The 17,202-nt window shown below is 61.4% G+C and carries 18 protein-coding genes; 8 read left to right on the forward strand and 10 right to left on the reverse strand.

The window, feature by feature from the left end:
• The first annotated feature begins 131 nt into the window (after positions 1–131).
• Positions 132–1,634: an MBOAT family O-acyltransferase gene (locus tag I2I01_RS20050; RefSeq protein ID WP_196288307.1), complete on the forward strand. Its 1,503-nt coding sequence runs from the start codon at positions 132–134 to the stop codon at positions 1,632–1,634.
• Positions 1,631–2,566: a hypothetical protein gene (locus tag I2I01_RS20055; RefSeq protein WP_196288308.1), complete on the forward strand. Its 936-nt coding sequence runs from the start codon at positions 1,631–1,633 to the stop codon at positions 2,564–2,566. The genes I2I01_RS20050 and I2I01_RS20055 overlap by 4 nt, the downstream gene beginning before the upstream one ends.
• A 6-nt stretch (positions 2,567–2,572) precedes the next feature.
• On the opposite strand, the gene I2I01_RS20060 is transcribed toward I2I01_RS20055, so the two are convergent.
• The gene (locus I2I01_RS20060; protein ID WP_196288309.1) at positions 2,573–4,282 is read right to left on the reverse strand and encodes a DUF6044 family protein; all 1,710 of its coding nucleotides are present in this window, start codon (positions 4,280–4,282) and stop codon (positions 2,573–2,575) included.
• 34 nt (positions 4,283–4,316) lie between these two features.
• Positions 4,317–5,627 carry a glycosyltransferase family 4 protein gene (locus I2I01_RS20065; protein ID WP_211538063.1) on the reverse strand — a complete coding sequence of 437 codons (1,311 nt, stop codon included), beginning with the start codon at positions 5,625–5,627 and terminating at the stop codon, positions 4,317–4,319.
• A gap of 153 nt (positions 5,628–5,780) precedes the next feature.
• Between I2I01_RS20065 and ffh the strand changes: the two genes are divergently transcribed.
• The 3 genes from ffh to I2I01_RS20080 all read left to right on the forward strand — a co-directional run bounded on the left by ffh (position 5,781) and on the right by I2I01_RS20080 (position 9,072).
• Positions 5,781–7,148, forward strand: a complete 1,368-nt coding sequence (ffh, locus tag I2I01_RS20070) for a signal recognition particle protein (protein ID WP_196288310.1) — start codon at positions 5,781–5,783, stop codon at positions 7,146–7,148.
• A gap of 359 nt (positions 7,149–7,507) precedes the next feature.
• Positions 7,508–8,236: a cytochrome b/b6 domain-containing protein gene (locus tag I2I01_RS20075; RefSeq protein ID WP_196288311.1), complete on the forward strand. Its 729-nt coding sequence runs from the start codon at positions 7,508–7,510 to the stop codon at positions 8,234–8,236.
• A gap of 11 nt (positions 8,237–8,247) precedes the next feature.
• Entirely contained in the window at positions 8,248–9,072 is an 825-nt protein-coding gene (locus I2I01_RS20080) for a molybdopterin-dependent oxidoreductase (RefSeq protein ID WP_196288312.1), read from the forward strand.
• Positions 9,073–9,200: 128 nt separating this feature from the next.
• On the opposite strand, the gene I2I01_RS20085 is transcribed toward I2I01_RS20080, so the two are convergent.
• Both I2I01_RS20085 and I2I01_RS20090 read right to left on the reverse strand, forming a co-directional pair.
• Positions 9,201–9,509: a hypothetical protein gene (locus I2I01_RS20085; protein ID WP_196288313.1), complete on the reverse strand. Its 309-nt coding sequence runs from the start codon at positions 9,507–9,509 to the stop codon at positions 9,201–9,203.
• Between the two features lie 79 nt (positions 9,510–9,588).
• Entirely contained in the window at positions 9,589–9,762 is a 174-nt protein-coding gene (locus I2I01_RS20090) for a DUF2256 domain-containing protein (RefSeq protein WP_196288314.1), read from the reverse strand.
• Positions 9,763–9,894: 132 nt separating this feature from the next.
• Here I2I01_RS20090 and I2I01_RS20095 point away from each other — a divergent pair, with 132 nt between their 5' ends.
• Together I2I01_RS20095 and I2I01_RS20100 are read left to right on the forward strand one after the other, a co-directional pair.
• Positions 9,895–10,629 (forward strand): class I SAM-dependent methyltransferase, encoded by a 735-nt coding sequence (locus tag I2I01_RS20095; RefSeq protein ID WP_196288315.1) that lies wholly within the window; start codon positions 9,895–9,897, stop codon positions 10,627–10,629.
• Positions 10,630–11,058, forward strand: coding sequence for an acyl-CoA thioesterase (locus I2I01_RS20100; RefSeq protein WP_196288316.1), 429 nt, complete (start codon positions 10,630–10,632; stop codon positions 11,056–11,058).
• A 97-nt stretch (positions 11,059–11,155) separates the two neighbouring features.
• Here I2I01_RS20100 and I2I01_RS20105 read toward each other — a convergent pair whose 3' ends face one another.
• The 3 genes from I2I01_RS20105 to I2I01_RS20115 all read right to left on the reverse strand — a co-directional run bounded on the left by I2I01_RS20105 (position 11,156) and on the right by I2I01_RS20115 (position 14,793).
• Entirely contained in the window at positions 11,156–11,728 is a 573-nt protein-coding gene (locus tag I2I01_RS20105; protein WP_196288317.1) for a DinB family protein, read from the reverse strand.
• A gap of 186 nt (positions 11,729–11,914) precedes the next feature.
• Entirely contained in the window at positions 11,915–12,898 is a 984-nt protein-coding gene (locus I2I01_RS20110) for a pyruvate dehydrogenase complex E1 component subunit beta (RefSeq protein WP_196288318.1), read from the reverse strand.
• Positions 12,899–12,981: 83 nt separating this feature from the next.
• Complete coding sequence (locus I2I01_RS20115) at positions 12,982–14,793, reverse strand: hypothetical protein (RefSeq protein WP_196288319.1); 1,812 nt, start codon at positions 14,791–14,793, stop codon at positions 12,982–12,984.
• Between the two features lie 162 nt (positions 14,794–14,955).
• Between I2I01_RS20115 and I2I01_RS20120 the strand changes: the two genes are divergently transcribed.
• Positions 14,956–15,174 (forward strand): PspC domain-containing protein, encoded by a 219-nt coding sequence (locus I2I01_RS20120; RefSeq protein ID WP_046242767.1) that lies wholly within the window; start codon positions 14,956–14,958, stop codon positions 15,172–15,174.
• A gap of 99 nt (positions 15,175–15,273) precedes the next feature.
• Here I2I01_RS20120 and I2I01_RS20125 read toward each other — a convergent pair whose 3' ends face one another.
• The 3 genes from I2I01_RS20125 to I2I01_RS20135 form a co-directional block, all read right to left on the reverse strand.
• On the reverse strand, positions 15,274–15,597 hold the full coding sequence (locus I2I01_RS20125) for a hypothetical protein (protein WP_196288320.1): 324 nt from the start codon (positions 15,595–15,597) through the stop codon (positions 15,274–15,276).
• Between the two features lie 144 nt (positions 15,598–15,741).
• Positions 15,742–16,791, reverse strand: a complete 1,050-nt coding sequence (locus tag I2I01_RS20130; protein ID WP_211538064.1) for a glycosyltransferase family 2 protein — start codon at positions 16,789–16,791, stop codon at positions 15,742–15,744.
• Positions 16,781–17,119 carry a YbaB/EbfC family nucleoid-associated protein gene (locus I2I01_RS20135; RefSeq protein WP_196288321.1) on the reverse strand — a complete coding sequence of 113 codons (339 nt, stop codon included), beginning with the start codon at positions 17,117–17,119 and terminating at the stop codon, positions 16,781–16,783. Before I2I01_RS20135 ends, I2I01_RS20130 begins: the two co-directional genes overlap by 11 nt.
• Between the last annotated feature and the right edge of the window lie 83 nt (positions 17,120–17,202).

The following is a 17,202-nucleotide window of genomic DNA, read 5'->3' on the forward strand; positions in this document are numbered from 1 at the left end:
TGCTGTCATCTGTCATCCTGAGCGCAGCGAAGGACCTTCTCACGTCAGAGTAAGCAACTCAAACGTGAGAAGGTTCTTCGCTGCGCTCAGGATGACAGGCCCGCTCGTGAAACGCCTTTTGCTGCCGACCTTTGGCCCGCCACGCCCCGGCCGCCGCGCGCATGCTTTTCAACTCGCTTCATTTCCTCGTCTTTTTCCCGCTGGTCGTCGGGCTCTACTTCAGCCTGCCGCCGCGCTGGCGCAACCCGCTGCTGCTCATCGCCAGCTACTACTTCTACATGAGCTGGCGGGCCATCTACGCCCTGCTGCTGCTGGCCACCACGGTGCTCGACTACTACAGCGGCTACCGCATGAGCCAGGCGCCCACCAAGCGGGCGCGGCGGCCCTGGCTTTACCTCAGCCTGGCCAGCAACTTGGGCACACTGTTCGTTTTCAAGTACTTCAACTTCTTTCGGGACTCGGTGCTACAGCTGGCCGAGGCCTTCCACCTGCCGCACGGCAGCGGGCCGGCGCTGGGCTTGCTGCTGCCGGTGGGCGTTTCTTTCTACACGTTTCAGTCGGTGGGCTATATCATCGATGTGTACCAAGGCCGACTGGAAGCAGAGCGAAATTTTGGGCGTTTTGCCTTGTTCGTGGCATTTTTTCCGCAGCTGGTGGCTGGGCCCATCGAGCGAGGCGGGCACATGCTGCCGCAGTTTCGGCGGGAGCATGCGTTTGATTATCAGCGAATAGTTAGCGGCTTGCGCCTCATGGCCTGGGGCCTGTTCAAAAAAGTGGTAGTTGCCGACCGCCTGGCCCTACTCGTGAACCCTGTGTTCAACAACCCGCAGCAGCATCCCGAGGGCCCGCTTCTGGTGCTGGCCACCCTGGCCTTCACCTTCCAGATTTACGGCGACTTCTCAGGCTACACCGACATGGCTCGCGGCGCAGCGCGGGTATTGGGCTTCGAGTTTAACCTCAATTTCCGGCAGCCTTACCTCTCGGCTTCGGTGCCCGAGTTCTGGCGGCGATGGCACATTTCGCTCTCCAGCTGGTTTCGCGACTACGTGTACATTCCGCTGGGAGGCAGCCGCGTAGCCCCCGCCCGCGCCTACCTAAACCTGCTGGCTGTGTTTCTCATCAGCGGCCTCTGGCACGGTGCCAACTGGACATTTCTGGTGTGGGGCGGCCTGCACGGCCTTTATCTGGTACTGAGTACCTGGGCCCGGCCCACGCGCGAGCGGCTGGCGTGCCTCACCGGGCTGGCCGCGCACCCGCGTCTGCGCCGCACCATAGGGGTGCTGGTTACATTCATTCTGGTGGCATATGCCTGGATTTTTTTCCGGGCCAACACCTTCGGTGATGCTGTCTTCATCAGCCGGCACCTGCTCAGCGGGTGGGGAAACTTGGGCGGACGCAGCACGGCCACGCTGCTGCTCGAATTCTCGCAGCACTACCGGCCCGAGCTAGCCGTGGCGGCTTTCAGCGTCTTCATCATGTTGGGGCTTGAGTATTTCGGCCAGGCGCGTAGCCTGCAAGCTTGGGTTTCCGCCCAAAGGGCCTCGGTGCGCTGGGCTGGCTACGCGGGGCTAACCTTGCTGATTCTATACCTGGGTGTGTTCAACAGCACGTCCTTTATCTACTTCCAATTTTGAAACGCCCCGAAAAAACTACGGTTCTGAAGCTACTGGGCCGGCTGGCGTTGCTGGTGGGGGCGCTGGCGTTGGGGGCGCTGGCGTTAGGGCCAGTATTGCGGCGCGGGCAGGTCGATGCGTTTTATGGCCGATTTACGAGTGCGCCGGCGGGTTCGCTGATTTTGGGCACCTCGCGGGCGGCGCAGGGCATCCGGCCGGCTATGCTGGCGGCGCGGCTGGGCGGCCGCTTTGAGGGGCCGTTGCTGAATTATGCCTTCACGCTCACGCACTCACCCTACGGTCCGGCGTATTTGCGCAGCATCGGGCGCAAGCTGCGGCCGGAAGTGAAAAATGGCCTGTTTGTAGTGGCCGTCGACCCGTGGTCGTTATCGCTCACAGGAGCCGAAGGCGTTTATCCCGAAGACCAGTCGTTCGTCGGCCAACTCAACCAGGTCAGCCAAAATCCCAACCTGCCCTACCTCACCCGCTACCAAACCAAGCCGCTCTACCGGCTGCTGCTCGACTACGCCACCGCCACCGAACGCCTGCACCCCGACGGCTGGCTCGAAGTCAACATCGGCACCGACAGCGCCCAGGTGCGCGCTCGCACCGCCCGCAAACTGCACGACTACCGCCAGCTGGCCGCCACGCAGCACCTCTCAGCCGGTCGCCTGCAGGCCCTGCGCGAAACCATTCGGTTTTTAAAGCCGCATGGCCATGTGGTGCTGGTGCGCTTACCAGTAGGCCCGTCGCTGCTGGCCCTGGAGCAAACCTATCAGCCTGGTTTCGAGCAATTGATGCGGCAGCTAGCGAAGGCACAAACGGTGCCTTACCTCGACTACAGCACCGCGCCCTATGCTACTACCGACGGCAACCACCTGCAGCGCGACGCCAGCGCATCTTTTAGTCAGCAGCTGGCTAGTGACTTGGCCTTAATAGTGCCGGCACAGTAGCCGTGGCTACTTAGCAGATTCTGCTACTTCGTACACATAGATGTGCCAATACGCGTCGGAATTGACGAAGTCGCCCACCGGACGCAAGCCACTGCGGGCAGGGTTTGCCAGTCGGGCGGCGCTGAGGATGAACCGACCGCCCAGCCGCTGGAAAGCAGCGGCATCAAGCGCCCAGTCCTGCACCGTGCGGATAGGCGTGGCCGGCACCAGGAAGTTGCGCCCCAACTCATGCGAGTAGAAAAAGCAGCGGTTGCCCCAGGCATCGAAGTAAGCGCGCAGGTCGGCGTCCTTGGCTAGCTCGCCGGCGATGAGCGGGCGGAACTGGCGCTTGTAGGTGAGGGGGTAATTGTTCTGGTTGCTGTCGAGAGTGTAGAAGTCGTTGAGTTGCGCCACGGCCGGCGCGAAGCCCAGGCAGCCTACACGGTAGCCGCTGGGTGGCAGGCCAGTGCGCTGGGCGAGATATTGTTTGACGCTAGTAAATAGCGGCTTAGCTACGTACTGCGCGTAGTTGGGCTGGCCTTTTTTAGCATGCCCAGCCAGCTCGCGCAGGTTGTTGGTCCACTCCGTATTCATCGCCAATCCGATGAGCAGCTGCAAGCCCACCAGCCCAGCGGCCACCGTCTGCCGGCCCGGGGGCAGCAGGCGCAAGCTCAGCGCCAGCACGCCAAAGCAGGCCAGTGGCAGCAGAAACCCCAGCCGTGTGAGGTTGAAGGCGTGCAGCAAGGGCAGTTGGTGCTGCACCAGCGCCACGCCCTGCAGCACAAAGCCGCAGAAAACGCTCACGCCCAAAATACCCAGTAGCCACGGCGCCAGCTTGCGCGCCGCCACTCGCCAGCCGCCCGGCGCCCAAGCCAACGCCGCTAGCACCGCCAAGGCCACGGCACCCCGAAAAAACTGGCTGGAATGATATTGGCCTATTGCCAGAAAGCTGAGTGCTTGCCGCAGCCCGGCGCCCAGCCCCAGCGACATTTGCCGCAGCAAGTCGTGTTCAGTGCGGTGCGATACAAACTGCTGCGCCACCAGCAACGAATTGAACAGCGGCCATTCCACCACCACGTACATGGCCATGAGCAAGCCAGTAGCTAGGGCCACGCGCAAAGCCGCTGCCCGCCGCCCGTGCCAGAAGTCGTACAGCGCCAGCCCGCCCAGAGCCGCCCCAATGAACGGCCCCACGAACACGAAAAACGTCCACACCGGAAATACCGCCACCAGCAGCCAGTCCCACCAGCGTCCGCGGCCCTCGCGCAGGCGCAGTACCGCCAGCAGCAGCGCCGGCTGGCCCAGCACCGTGAGGCCGTAAATAGAGTAAATACGCAGCGTGGCCCAGGCCAATGCCAGCCCGGCCGCCAGCCCGCGTTGCCGGGACTCGGGCAGCCAGCGCGCCCGCAGCAGGGCCCACATGCCCAGCAGGCCCAGCAACCGCACCAAGGCTTGATTCACCACATACGCGGCCCAAGGTGGAAATATCCCAAACAGCCACACCGTTGGGTTCAGTCCTGACCGCAGGGCATTGCGCGGCAGCCCGTTCATGATGCTGGGGATGACTGTCGTGGGGCGGTAGTCGAATACCACCCGGAACTTGTTCAGCAGGTAGGGGCTGCCAATTTCGGTGTCGAGGTTGTCGTGAATGGTGAGGTAGCTGTGGCTGCCCAGCAGCAGAAAGGGCAGCAGAAACAACAGCAGGCCCCCCAACGCCAGGGACAGCGGCCGTAGCAAAGGGCTACCACTTCTTGTCGCGCTTCCTTCCATTTTAGTTGGCGGCAATTCTAGCCAGCTGCCCCGTAAGTGCGCGGCGCGAGTAGCGGCTGTGGCTCACGGCTGGCAAATCCAGATTTGGATTTTGGCGCCACTGGGCGACCAGAGTTTCCAGGGTACTCAGCATCAGGGCTGAGTTGCGGTAGGGCAGGGCTTGGCCTGCTTCGCACTCCTGCAGGATGTTGTCGGCATCGGAGCCGGCCGGGCCCACGCAGAGGATGGGCTTATTAGCCGCCAGATATTCGAATATCTTGCCCGGCAGGATGCCGAAGTTGCGCGGCACGTCGGGAATGGCCATCAGGAGCACTGAGGATTGCAGCAGGTATTCAACCGATTTATCGTGCGGCACGAAGGGAATAAACTCTGTAGCCGCCAGCAGCCCGGCCTGCTCAATCTGCCCGCGCAGTTGGGCCGACACCTGCCCGACAAAGCGCAGCCGCAGCGGCACGTCGGGATGGCGGGTGGCGCAGCTAGCCACGGCTTCCAGCAGGCAGTCGATGTGGTACAGCTCGGTGATGGTGCCGGTGTGGGTGATGCGCAGGCAGTCCGTCGGCGGCTGCGAGGGCTGCCGGAAATCCGTTTCGTCGTAGCCGTTGGGCAGGACATGAAACTTAGTGGAAGGCAGCTCCGGCAGCTTGGCCAGAAACAGGCGCTTGGTTTCGGGCGAGGTCACCAGCACGGTATCGGCCTGCGTCAGCACCTGCCGCTCGTAGCGCGCATCCAGCCAGGCGGCAAATGGCGTGTGGTGCAGGTCTTTGTAGTAGTAAATGTCGGTCCAGGGGTCGCGCAGGTCGGCCAGCCAGCGCAGGCCGTGGCGCTTCTTCAGTTCCAGCCCAATGAGCTGGGTAGAATGCGGTGGAGACGACGTGAGCACCGCGTCAAACTGCTCCCCAGCAGCCAGTAGCTTTTCCACGGCGGCCAGGGCGTGGCGGTTCCAGCCGCGGCGCGGGTCCGGAATGAACAAATTGCCGCGCACGAAGCGCAGGGCCTTTTGCATCAAACCCGGCTTGCCCTCGTTGGCGAAACCGCCGTAGGGCACGGCCCTCCCGGTCAGCTTCTTGTAGCTCTCAAACGGCTCGGTGGTGCCGGTATGGATGACGCGCACGCCCGGCGGCACCTCGGCCAGCAGGCTTTCGTCGCGCACGGGGTAGGTGGCCTGGGCGGGGTCCACGGTTATCACGGTGGGCTCCACGCCGAAATAACCCAAATGCTTCACCCACTTGAGGCAGCGCTGCACGCCGGCCCCGCCCGAAGGCGGCCAGTAATAGGTGATGACGAGCAGGCGCAGCGGGCGAGTGGCGGACACGGGAAACAGGGGAGGGCAAGCGGGCCGCGAAGGTACGCGGTTTGCCGGTTTTCGGGCTTTTGTGGTTACTTTTGGGGTTCAATAACTGCCTGATTTTGCGCGGCTCCTCGCCGGCAGTCAGCGCCCCAGCTCTCCTGCCAACTCAGCGAATCAATGTTCGACAATCTCTCCAATAAGCTCGACCGGGCCATCAAAACCCTGAAAGGTCAGGGCAGCATCTCGGAAATCAACGTGGCGTCCACCATCAAGGAAATTCGCCGCGCCCTGGTCGATGCCGACGTTAACTACAAGGTTGCCAAAGAAGTAACCGACAAAATCAAGGACGCCGCCATGGGCCGCGACGTGCTCACGGCCGTGTCGCCGGGCCAGCTCATGGTCAAAATCGTCTACGATGAGCTGACCGAGCTCATGGGCGGCGAGAAGAAGGACATCGTCATCAAGGGCGAGCCGGCCGTGGTGCTGCTCTCGGGCCTGCAAGGCTCGGGCAAAACCACTTTCGCCGGCAAGCTGGCCAGCCACATCAAGAAGAGCGGCCGCAACACCCTGCTTGTGGCCTGCGACGTGTACCGCCCCGCTGCTATAGACCAGCTGAAGGTGCTTGGCGAGCAAATTGGCGTGGAAGTGTACTCGGAAGTCGAGAACAAGAACCCTGTCGAGATTTCGCGCAACGCCATCGACTACGCCAAAAAGAACGGCAAGAAGGTGGTCATCATCGACACCGCCGGCCGCCTGGCCGTGGACGAGCAGATGATGCGCGAGATTGAGCAGGTGAAGTCGGCCATCAACCCCAGCGAAACGCTGTTCGTGGTGGACTCGATGACCGGCCAGGACGCCGTGAACACCGCCAAAACCTTCAACGACCGCCTGAACTTCGACGGCGTGGTACTCACCAAGCTCGACGGCGACTCCCGCGGCGGTGCGGCCCTCTCCATTCGCGCGGTGGTGGAGAAGCCCATCAAGTTCATCTCGACCGGCGAGAAGATGGATGCGCTCGACCTGTTCTATCCTGACCGCATGGCCCAGCGCATCCTGGGCATGGGCGACGTGATTTCGCTCGTAGAACGCGCGCAGCAGCAGTTCGACGAGGACGAGGCCAAGCGCATCGAGAAGAAAATCCGCAAAAACCAGTTCGACTTCAACGACTTCCTCGGCCAGCTCGAGCAAATCAAGAAGATGGGCAACATCAAGGATTTGATGGGCATGATTCCGGGCATGAGCAAGGCCATGAAGGATGTGGAAATCGACGACGACGCCTTCAAGCCGGTTGAGGCCATCATCCGGAGCATGACCAAGCAGGAGCGCGCCAACCCCGACCTCATCAACGCCTCGCGCAAGCGCCGCCTGGCCAAGGGCTCGGGCACGGAGTTGCAGCAGGTGAACGACCTGATGAAGCAATTCGACCAGATGCGCCAGATGATGCGCAAAATGAACAAGCTCAGCCAAACCAAAGGCGGCCTAGCCCAGATGCAGAAAATGATGGGCGGCATGCGCGGCGGCGGTGGCGGCATGATGGGCCGCTAGGTCCGGCCCATTTCACTTACCGGCCCCAGCAAAAAGGCCCCGGCGTTGGTCGGGGCCTTTTTGCTGGGGCCGGTAGTTGTTTTGGGCTTTAGCAAGTTCAACTAGGATAAACTGCACAATACAAAATAGTTGAGAGAAATTTTAGCTTCGGTGGAATCTTTTGGTGCAATTGTTGTTAGCCTCATCGTGAAAGAATAGTTTTTTAAGGTGTTTTGGTATGGAAAGGGACGGCGCTCTGCGTCGTCCTTTTTTTATTTGCCAAAACCGCCTGTAAGGCAGCGCGGTTGAGGGCGTCTATGGAGGCGAGGCTGGCCGGTTGCCCGGCGTACCTTGCGTCGCATTCCCGCTCTCCGCTGTGTATGAAGCAACTCGTTGAAAAGCACCCGCTGGCCATCCGCTGGTTTCACTGGGTCAATTTTCCCGTCCTCAGTCTGATGATTTGGAGCGGGCTGTGGATTTACTGGGCCAACGACGTGTACCGCCTCGGCTGGGGCAATACCACGCTGCTTAAGTTCTTCCCGCAGTCGTTCTACGAGGCGTTCAACATTCCCTTTCAGCTTGCTAAAGGCATGAGCTGGCACTTCGTGCTAATGTGGGTTTTCTTTCTGAACGGGCTGCTCTACGTGCTCTACACCCTCTTCTCGGGCGAGTGGCGCTACCTGTTGCCCACGCGGCATTCATTTAAAGAAGCCATCCAGGTAGTGCTGCACGACCTGGGCATGTCGAAGAAGCCACTGCCGGTGCGCAAGTTCAACGGCGCCCAGCAGATAGCCTACACCAGCGTGATTCTCATGGGCGTGGGCTCAGTGCTCAGCGGGCTGGCCATCTACAAGCCGGTGCAGTTTGCCTGGCTCACGCAGCTGCTGGGCGGCTACGAGTTTGCGCGCATCATCCACTTTGCCCTCACCATCGGATACGTGTTGTTTTTCGTGGTGCACATTGCGCAAGTGGTGCGCGCCGGCTGGAATAACTTCCGGGCCATGGTGGCGGGTTTTGAGATAGTAGAAGTTGACCCCACAACCCACGAAATCAAGTCTGGCCCCACTTCGGGTCCCGCCGCCGATGCTTCCCTTTCGTCAACCAAGTAGCCGCTCCCGAAATGCCTGACGAAACTCCCGATACGACTGCAAACCAAGCGCCGCTGCGCCCCGAAGCCGAGGTGCTGGCCGAGGCCCGCCGCCGTTCCCGTCGCTCGTTCATCGGCTTGGGGCTGGCCGGGCTGGCGGGCCTGGGCGGCTGGAAATGGCTTATTTCGCAGCCTGAAGACGACGGCATCCCGCGCCCCCTGCGCAAGGTGCTCGACGCCAACGGCCGGCTTAGCCACGCCTATTACAAGCAAACACGGCTGGCCCCGGAGTTTGCCCGCAGCCGCGCCCGCACGCCTCGCAAGAACGGTACCTACGGGCTCAAAAGTGAGCTGGACCCCGCCACCTGGCGCATGCGCGTGCAGGGCTACGGCACCAGTAATGTGCAGGAGTTCACCCTGGCCGATGTGCAAGCCATGCCTAAGGTGGAAATGGTGACCGAATTGAAATGCATTGAGGGCTGGAGCGTAGTGGTGCACTGGGCTGGTGCCCGCTTCTCCGACTTCCTGGCAAAATACCCCTTGGCCACCCGCAGCGGCCAACCCCTCGACCCGCGCAACCCACCCGCTGACCTGGCGCCTTACGCTGGTATCGTCACGCCCGACGGCAAGTACTACGTGGGTCTCGACATGGACACCGTACTGCACCCTCAGACGCTGTTGTGCTACGAAATGAATGGCAAGCCCCTCACGCCCGAGCACGGTGCCCCGCTACGCTTGGTCACGCCGCTCAAATACGGCATCAAGCACCTCAAGCGCATTGGTACCATTGCCTTTACTGATACAAGGCCGAAAGACTTATGGGCCGAGATGGGCTATGATTGGGACTCAGGACACTAGATAAAGCGGTGAAATAAAAGAACTTCATGCAGAGCGCAGCGAAGCATCTCTACCGCAGCACTAATCGTTTAGTATTGCGGTAGAGATGCTTCGCTGCGCTCTGCATGACGTTGTAGGGTGATTTTTATTTAGTGAATCACCCGCAGCTCGTAGCGCTCGGGGGCGCCGTGAAGGGCGGGTACGAGCCAGGCGCCCACGCGGCTGGGGCCGTAGCCGAGATTCACTTTCAGCCACTCGTCGCGGGTGGGCAGCATGCCGATGATTTCCTGCTCCAGGCGGGCTAAGTCGGCTTGCAGGCCGGCAACATCCTGGGTGCTTTCGCCGTTTTCGTGCGCCACCTTGGCGCGGTTCAACGCTTTTTCAGCTTCCAGATAAGCGTCTACTTTTTCTTCCAGGGGTTTGAGGGCGGGGTCCAGGTAATCGAGGTTGGAGGCCATGAGTGGGGTAAGCTAAGCGAATGGTTTTTCAGCAAAACGGGGCACACCGGCAAAAAGATGCAGCCTGACGGTGCGCAACTCAAGCTGCGGCGGCCTCCGGGTTGCTGGCCGGACGGTTGCGCTGGCACTTCTCGCCGCAATATTTCACCTCGTCCCAGTTGGCGCGCCATTTTTTGCGGTACTCAAACGGGCGGCCGCAGGTGACGCAGATTTTGGTGGGCAACTGGCCTTTACGAAGTTTGGCGGGCAGCATGAGCGGTTAGGATAGGGGAGGCACGTATGAAAACGGACGCCGCCCCACGAAGTTTTGGGTACTTTTCGGTTCTAAAGCCGTAAGTGCCCCGGCAGCTGTTTGGCTGCGGCTCATTCGCGGCCCTTCTGATTTATGACCACCACTTCCGCTCCTGATATCCTGGGCCAAGCCCTGCTCGATTACCACCACGGCAAAGTCAAAGACGCCATCGTTACCGTGCATTGCAGCGCGGCCGACGACGAGCCGCTGCCCGCCGCTTACTTCTTCCGCACCGTGCTGCAAATGCCCGAGTTGGAACGCCAGGCCCTCGACGAAAGCCGGGGGCGCGTGCTCGACCTCGGCGCCGGCGCCGGCTGCCACAGCCTGGAGCTGCAGAGCCGTGGTTTCGAGGTGAAAGCCGTGGACGTATCGGCCGGCGCGGTGCAGGTAATGACCGAACGCGGCGTGCGCAACGTGGCCCGCCACGACCTATTCGCCCCGAAGCCCGCCACCGAGCTGCCCTACGACACCATCCTGCTGCTCATGAACGGCCTCGGCCTGACCGGTACCCTCGAAGGCCTCGACAAATTCCTGGGCCACGCCCGCACGCTGCTGGCGCCCGGCGGCCAGATTCTGGCCACATCCTCCGACGTGCGCTACCTCTATGAAGACGAGGACGGCGCCCTGCTCATCAACCTCAACGGACCTTACTACGGCGAAGTACAGTACACCCTAAGCTACAAGGGCAAAACCGGCGAACCCTTTCCGTGGCTATTTGTGGACGCGGCCCTGCTCAACGACGCCGCCGAAGCCGCCGGCTACACCGCCGATTTCATTGGCGAAGACGAAAACGAACAATATCTGGTACGCCTGACTCCCTTAAACTAAATGACCAACGACATCACCTACCGCACCCGCTGGGCCGATATGGACCCTAACGGCCACATGCGCCACTCTGCCTACGCCGATTTTGCCGCCGACCAGCGCGTGGTGCTACTGGCCCAGTGGGGCTTCGACGTGAAACGCTTTGCCCAATTGCGCCTCGGCCCCATCCTGTTCCGCGAGGAAACCAAGTACCTGAAAGAGGTGAACATTGGCGAAGAAATTCGCGTGGATGGCCACCTGGCTTCGGCCAGCGAGGACGGCTCGCGCTGGACCATCGTGCACACCATTTTCAAAGCCGACGGCCGCGTGGCTGCCACCGTCACCGTCGACGGCGCCTGGCTCGACCTCGACCGTCGCAAGCTCACCGTGCCGCCGGCTGAACTCGCCGAAGCCTTCAAGTCGATGCCGGTGTACGAGGCCCCGAGCAAGTAGCCTCGCTTGGCCCGAGTACTAAGAAGCTTCTGCATCGGCCCGCTTGAACAGCAGTTGTTCGGGCGGGCTTATGCAGGAGCTTTTGAGTGCTTGGCCTTTACGCTTCAGCCGTGGCTCTCACCGCAGCGCCTGGCCGGAGCGCCTTCGTGATGCGGTCCATCTGCTGCTGGTGGTGCAGCAGGTGGTCGAGCAGGAATTCCATCACCTGGTAAATATTTATCCGTCCCGAGCGAGGGTGCGGAAAAATGGCCCGGTTAAGCTGCCGACTCGGGAATTCGTTGAGCAGGCGCTCCAGCTGCCGGCGGGAGGCATCCCAGGTGTCGCGCAGCTCCGGCAAGGCGGGCAGGTTGCCAGCGTCGGTGAGGGTGGCCACGCCGCGCGGCGCCTTCACTTTGAAGCCCGGCAGCCGCAGCAGGAAGCGCACCGCCTGCGCCCGCAGCCGGGTCAGCAGTCCTACGTTTGGCAGGGCCTCTTCGGCTTGCAGCTTTTTTTGGATGTACTGGATGATATTGCCCTCAATAAACAGCAAGTGGTGCACCACCTGTTTGGCCGACCAACTGCCCGGTGCCGGTGCCTTTTCGCTATCCGCCCCCAGCGCCTCAGCCGAGGCCAGCAGGTGCTCGGTGGCGCGTTCCAGCTGTTCAAGTTTGAGGTGCAAACGGTGGTTCATGGCGGTGGGAATTGAGGTTGGTGGGATTGCGGAAAAGGTACGTGAACTTTCGGAATAGGTAGCTCGCGCTAAAGAATTAAACGCAACAGTTCGCTTCGCCGAACCCACTTTGGTGCCAATTGCAATCAAAACAAAAGCCCCGTTGGCCATGCCAACGGGGCTTTTTATAAGTAGCCGAGGACAAGATTAGGCCTTGGCGTAGGTCACTTCCTTCACGGCTTTCACCACGCGGGCCACGTTGGGCAGCGAGGCTTCGATGAGCGTGGGCGCGTAGGGCAGGGGCACGTCGGCGCAGGTGATGCGGATGACGGGCGCATCGAGGAAATCGAAGGCGCGGCGCTGCACGATGTAGCTCAGCTCGCTCGAAATGCTGGCCAGCGGCCAGGCTTCCTCAATCACCACCATGCGGTTGGTTTTCTTCACCGAGGCGATGAGCGTGTCGTAGTCAATCGGACGCACCGAGCGCAGGTCGATTACTTCGGCTTCGATGCCTTCTTTGGCCAGCTCGTCGGCAGCGGCGTAGGCTACCTTCATCATTTTGCCAAAGCTCACCAGCGTCACGTGCTTGCCCTGGCGCACCACGTTGGCTTTGCCAATTTCAAGCAGGTACTCTTCCTCGGGCACTTCGCCCTTGTCGCCGTACATCAGCTCCGACTCCATGAAAATGACGGGGTCGGGGTCGCGGATGGCCGATTTCAGCAGGCCCTTGGCGTCGTAGGGGTTCGAGGGAACCACTACTTTCAGGCCGGGCGTGTTGGCGTACCAGTTTTCAAAGTTCTGCGAGTGCTGGCTGCTGAGCATGCCGGCGTTGCCCGTGGGGCCGCGGAACACGATGGGACACGAGTACTGCCCGCCCGACATCGAGTACAGCTTGGCGGCCGAGTTAATTACCTGGTCAATAGCCACCAGCGAGAAGTTAAAGGTCATGAATTCGATGACCGGAATCAGGCCGTTGGCGGCGGCGCCCACACCGATGCCAGCAAAACCCAGCTCGGCAATCGGGGTGTCAATCACGCGCTCGGGGCCGAACTCGTCGAGCATCCCTTGGCTCACTTTGTAGGCACCGTTGTACTGGGCCACTTCTTCGCCCATGAGGAACACCCGCGGGTCGCGGCGCATTTCCTCGGACAGGGCCTCGCGCAAGGCCTCACGAAATTGAATTTGACGCATGGTTTTCTTTAGGGTAAAGCCGGTTTTCAGCCGTTCGGCAAAGCTACGACAGGCGGCGGCGTTAGGCCAAAGCTAATTGCCGCTTACTTCAACGCCTCCCGAAACACTTTGCCCTGTGCGTAGTCCTGAAACTCCAAGTCTTCGACGGCGCGCTGGGCGTAGCTGCGGTCGAGATTAACGGCTTGCTTGAGCAGTTGGCCCATTTCGGCTTCGTTTTTCTGGCGCGCGGCCACCACGGCCATGCCGTAGACGGGCGCGGCGGCCGTGGGGCGCAAGGCCTGAGCCAGGCGGTACTGCTCCAAGGCCAGGTCGTAACCCTCGCGGCCCACCAGAATCAGGCCCTTGTTGAGGGCATTCTGGTAGGAGGGGCCGGCGTATTGCAGGTTGCGCAGGGCCTCATCGGGCTGGCCTACTTCAATTTCCAGGGCGGCGCGGTCGGAGAAAATCTTGCGCAGCAGCGGGCGCGGACCGCCCAGCTTGATGGCGTAGTCGTAGTTCTGCAGGGCTTCGAGGCGGTCGCCAGCGCGGTGGTAGGCCGTGGCAGCGTGGTAGAAGAATTCAGCCGTGGGGTTGCGGTGGGCGGCAAGGGTGAAATTGACGGCAGCGCGGTGGTAGTAGGCTTTCTGGGTTTTGGCGGTAGGCTCTTTCTCGCCGCGCTGCAGCAGCACCACGCCTAGGTTGTGGAAGGCTTCCCAGCTATTGGGGTTATTAGCGGCGGCCACCTCGTAGATGCGCTGCTTTTCGGCGAGCAGCGGCGTGAGCGTGGCGGAGTAGCGCAGTTCCTCGGGCGTGAGGGCGTCGGCCTCCACCTGCTTTTCTACAATTTTCTTCGAGAGCAAATACACCTCCGAGTCGTAGCGCTTGGGGGCGGTGTAGGTCACGGCCACGGTGCCGAAGCGCAGCACGGGGTAAATGTAATCCTCGATGTAATCGAAATACGAGAGCTTGTGCAGGGCCTTTTCCTTTTGCTCGAAGGTGCCGCGGGTGTCGTTGATGATGGACACCACGGAATCAATCTGGTCGGGCTTGAGGGCCGAAGAAGTGACCTTGCTCAGAAAGGTGTCCCACTTGCGCACGTAGGCCAACGTGTCGTAGTGAATGTTCTCGTTCTTATTGAGATACGAGAAAGTTTTTACCCGCTGCTTGTAGTAATAGAGTAGCATGCGCACGCGCTTGCTGGCCAGGGCGCGGTTGTGGGCGTCGGTCGAGTCGGGCGAGTGGCCGGCGATGATGAGCACCTGCTTGGTGTGCTGGTTGGCGTCGATGAGGTCTTCGAGGGCCTGTACGTTGGTGCCCAGGTAGCCGCGGATAAACCACTTGTCCTCGTCGAAGTAGAAGGGCAGCACGCGGGTGCCGCTCATGGTGTTGTTGGCGTGTTCGGGCAGCAGCGTCAGCGTGGTGTCTTCGCGCGTCACGAGGCGGGCCGGGTCGGCGATGCCGCGGGCCACCAGTATATCGTCGGTGGAGCGCAGCACTTTGCCGTTCTTTTTCAGCTCGCGCACCTGGCCGTGGGCCAGCAGCTCGCCGGGGTTGCGGCCGGGCGTGTTCGGGATGCTGAATTTTTGGGTGGCGACGAGCTGGCCTTTGTGCTCGTCGTCGTACACATAGTTGCCCGACGTGAAGGTGAGCCGGCCCAGCGTGTCCTCGCGCAGGCCATGCTCGTAGCGGTAGCGCAGCAGCAGCTCGTAAGCGACACCCTTGTGCAGGTGGTTGGCTGGTACCCGGGCCGTTACCTCAAACGGCACGGCATCGCCTGAGGCCAGCAGGGGGGTGGGCCGGGCCGCCACGGTACGCCCGGCTTCGGCCTGTTTCAGCACCCGCGGCAGGGCGCAGGCCGATAGTAACAAGGTGGCTGCCAGCAATCCACGGGTCACCGGCTGCAAAAAATAATTCATCAAAATACGCAACGGCGGAAAACGAAAGCCTGCCCTTTCAACGTAAAAGGCGTCCAATTAGTCGGGCCCGGCCCGGCGAAATTACGCGGACTGGCTTGCCCTCGGCTCGCCAACGCCTTATCTTAGCCCAGACAATCTGTATTTCGCTAGCCGCTACCGCCCATGAAACGCTTCACCGACTACCTCGAAACGCAGTCTTTTGGTTTGTGCTCGGCCCTGGCCCAGAAGTGGGGCTTCAGCACGCGCAGCGTGCGGCTCTCGTTCGTGTACGCTTCATTTTTCACGTTCGGCTCGCCCATTGTGCTCTATTTCGCCGGGGCTTTCTGGATGAATGTGCGCCGGGCCATGCGCCAACAGCGCAGCACCGTGTGGGATTTGTAAAGAACCGTAGCCTTCACCTGATTCAGGTTGCTTCATAAGAAAGGGAGCCCCGCCGGGGCTCCCTTTTTCGTTTACACACGTGGCCGGCTCTGCTGAGCTTTATTCGTCTTTTTTGTCTGATTCCGATTTGTCTGGTTCCGACTTGTCCGGCTCGGTTGCCTCCGAGGGAGTTCTGCCGCCTCCTTCGCGGCGCTCCTTCTGCAGCTTGGCTTCCTTGCGGCGTCGTGCCTTGTCATTTTCGGGCTTTTTCTTTTTCACCTTCTTCTTGTCGCGGTGCTTGACGTGCTTGTTGGAGTGCTCCGCTTTTTTGGTGCGGGAGCGGTTGGCGTGGCCCAGGCGATGAAACATCTGCGCGGCCGCGGGGGCCGGCGAGGTCAGAACCAGCAGCAAGCTGGACAAAAGCAAAAGCAGCGATTTTTTCATCGCAAAGCAGGAAAATAGTTTGGTTCTGTGGCAAGTTAAACCCAGAACGTGTACCCCGCAGCGGTGCTTTGGCTTGTTTAACGACGCAGGCGCGAGCCGAAGCACCGCTGCGGGGTGCCCGTTTTGGTTAGCTTCAAGGAGTTCCTAGCGAATGCCCAACTCGGAAAACTTGCGTTTGCCCCGGGCAAAGTAAGCCCACACCAGACTGCCATTATACACGCCCGCCCGCTGGGCTACGCGCAGGTGCGGCCGGGCCGCGCGCCGCCGCTTGCGCCAGTAGCCAAAGCTGCCGTAGAAGCTGAAGTGTGCCCGCAATACCGCCCAGAAATTGCCAAACTCGCCGCTGGCTAAAAACTTCACCCCAGCTACGCCATCGAGCACCAGGCGCTGCCACATGGCCCAGAGCAATTCGCTGGGGGCGGCGTTTTTGTAGAGCAGGGCCAGGCCGTTGCGGAAGTTGAGGAAGGTTTTGCGTGGGTTGGTTTTGGGGAGCGTGCCGCCGCCCACGTGGTGTACGGCGCTGCCGCCGTGGTACCACACCTCGTGCCCGGCATTCTGCAGGCGCCAGCAGAAGTCGATTTCCTCCATGTGGGCAAAAAAGGCGGGCTCCAAACCGCCCAAGTCCTGCCAGGCGTTGCGGCGCACCATGAGGCAGGCGCCGGTGGCCCAGGCCACCGGGCGCGGGTCGTCGTACTGGCCGTGGTCTTTTTCGAGCGTGTCGAACAGGCGGCCGCGGCAGAAAGGGTAGGCCAGACGGTCGAGGTAGCCCCCGCCGGCGCCGGCGTACTCAAAATACGTGGGGTCGGCGGCGGCCAGGATTTTGGGTTGCACGGCGGCCACCCGCGGCTGGGCTTCGAGCAGGGCGCGCAACGGGCGCAGCCAGCCCAGCGTTACCTCCACGTCGGAATTGAGCAGCACAAAAAAGTCGCTGTCGACTTGCGCCAGCGCCTGGTTGTAGCCCTCGCAGAAGCCGAAGTTGCGCTCCAGCAGCATCATTTCCACTTGCGGAAAGTCGCGCGAGAGCACCTCGGCCGAGTCGTCGGTCGAGGCGTTGTCGGCCACGATGATGCGGGCGCCGTCGGCGTGAGTGATGACGCCGGGCAGGAAGCGGCTCAGAAAAGCAGCGCCGTTCCAGTTCAGGATGACGATGGCCACGTCGGCGCACACGCCGACATTGGCCGCACTAGGCGCCAAAGCCACTCAGGTCGAGGCCGGGCACGTTGGGCATCAGGCCGCTGGTTTTGCGCTTCATTTCCTGGGCGGCCAGCTCGGTGGCTTCGTCGAGGGCCTTGTTCACAGCGGCCACCACGAGGTCGGCCAGCATGTCGCGGTCTTGCGGCGTGAGCAGGGTGTCGTCGATTTCTAGCTTGAGGATTTTGCGGTGGCCGTTGGCCGTGGCGCGCACCAGGCCGCCACCGGCCTCGCCGGTGGCGGTAATGTGTTGAATTTCCTGCTGGGCCTGCTGCATTTTGTCTTGCAGCTCTTTCACTTTGCCCATCATGCCGGTAATGTCGAATGCCATGGTTTCAGTTATCAGTTATCAATGAGCAATGAACAGCGGGGCAGCCAGAAACAGTGCCACCCGGCGCATTGCCTACCCAAGAC

Source organism: Hymenobacter properus, from assembly GCF_015694735.1.
Lineage (GTDB): Bacteria > Bacteroidota > Bacteroidia > Cytophagales > Hymenobacteraceae > Hymenobacter > Hymenobacter properus.

Coding starts and splice junctions, on each gene's coding strand:
- I2I01_RS20115 (WP_196288319.1), bottom strand. CDS start 14,793: ATGAATTATTTTTTGCAGCCGGTGACCCGTGGATTGCTGGCAGCCACC.
- I2I01_RS20075 (WP_196288311.1), top strand. CDS start 7,508: ATGAAGCAACTCGTTGAAAAGCACCCGCTGGCCATCCGCTGGTTTCAC.
- I2I01_RS20080 (WP_196288312.1), top strand. CDS start 8,248: ATGCCTGACGAAACTCCCGATACGACTGCAAACCAAGCGCCGCTGCGC.
- I2I01_RS20105 (WP_196288317.1), bottom strand. CDS start 11,728: ATGAACCACCGTTTGCACCTCAAACTTGAACAGCTGGAACGCGCCACC.
- I2I01_RS20100 (WP_196288316.1), top strand. CDS start 10,630: ATGACCAACGACATCACCTACCGCACCCGCTGGGCCGATATGGACCCT.
- I2I01_RS20120 (WP_046242767.1), top strand. CDS start 14,956: ATGAAACGCTTCACCGACTACCTCGAAACGCAGTCTTTTGGTTTGTGC.
- I2I01_RS20085 (WP_196288313.1), bottom strand. CDS start 9,509: ATGGCCTCCAACCTCGATTACCTGGACCCCGCCCTCAAACCCCTGGAA.
- I2I01_RS20125 (WP_196288320.1), bottom strand. CDS start 15,597: ATGAAAAAATCGCTGCTTTTGCTTTTGTCCAGCTTGCTGCTGGTTCTG.
- I2I01_RS20110 (WP_196288318.1), bottom strand. CDS start 12,898: ATGCGTCAAATTCAATTTCGTGAGGCCTTGCGCGAGGCCCTGTCCGAG.
- I2I01_RS20135 (WP_196288321.1), bottom strand. CDS start 17,119: ATGGCATTCGACATTACCGGCATGATGGGCAAAGTGAAAGAGCTGCAA.
- I2I01_RS20090 (WP_196288314.1), bottom strand. CDS start 9,762: ATGCTGCCCGCCAAACTTCGTAAAGGCCAGTTGCCCACCAAAATCTGC.
- I2I01_RS20095 (WP_196288315.1), top strand. CDS start 9,895: ATGACCACCACTTCCGCTCCTGATATCCTGGGCCAAGCCCTGCTCGAT.
- ffh (WP_196288310.1), top strand. CDS start 5,781: ATGTTCGACAATCTCTCCAATAAGCTCGACCGGGCCATCAAAACCCTG.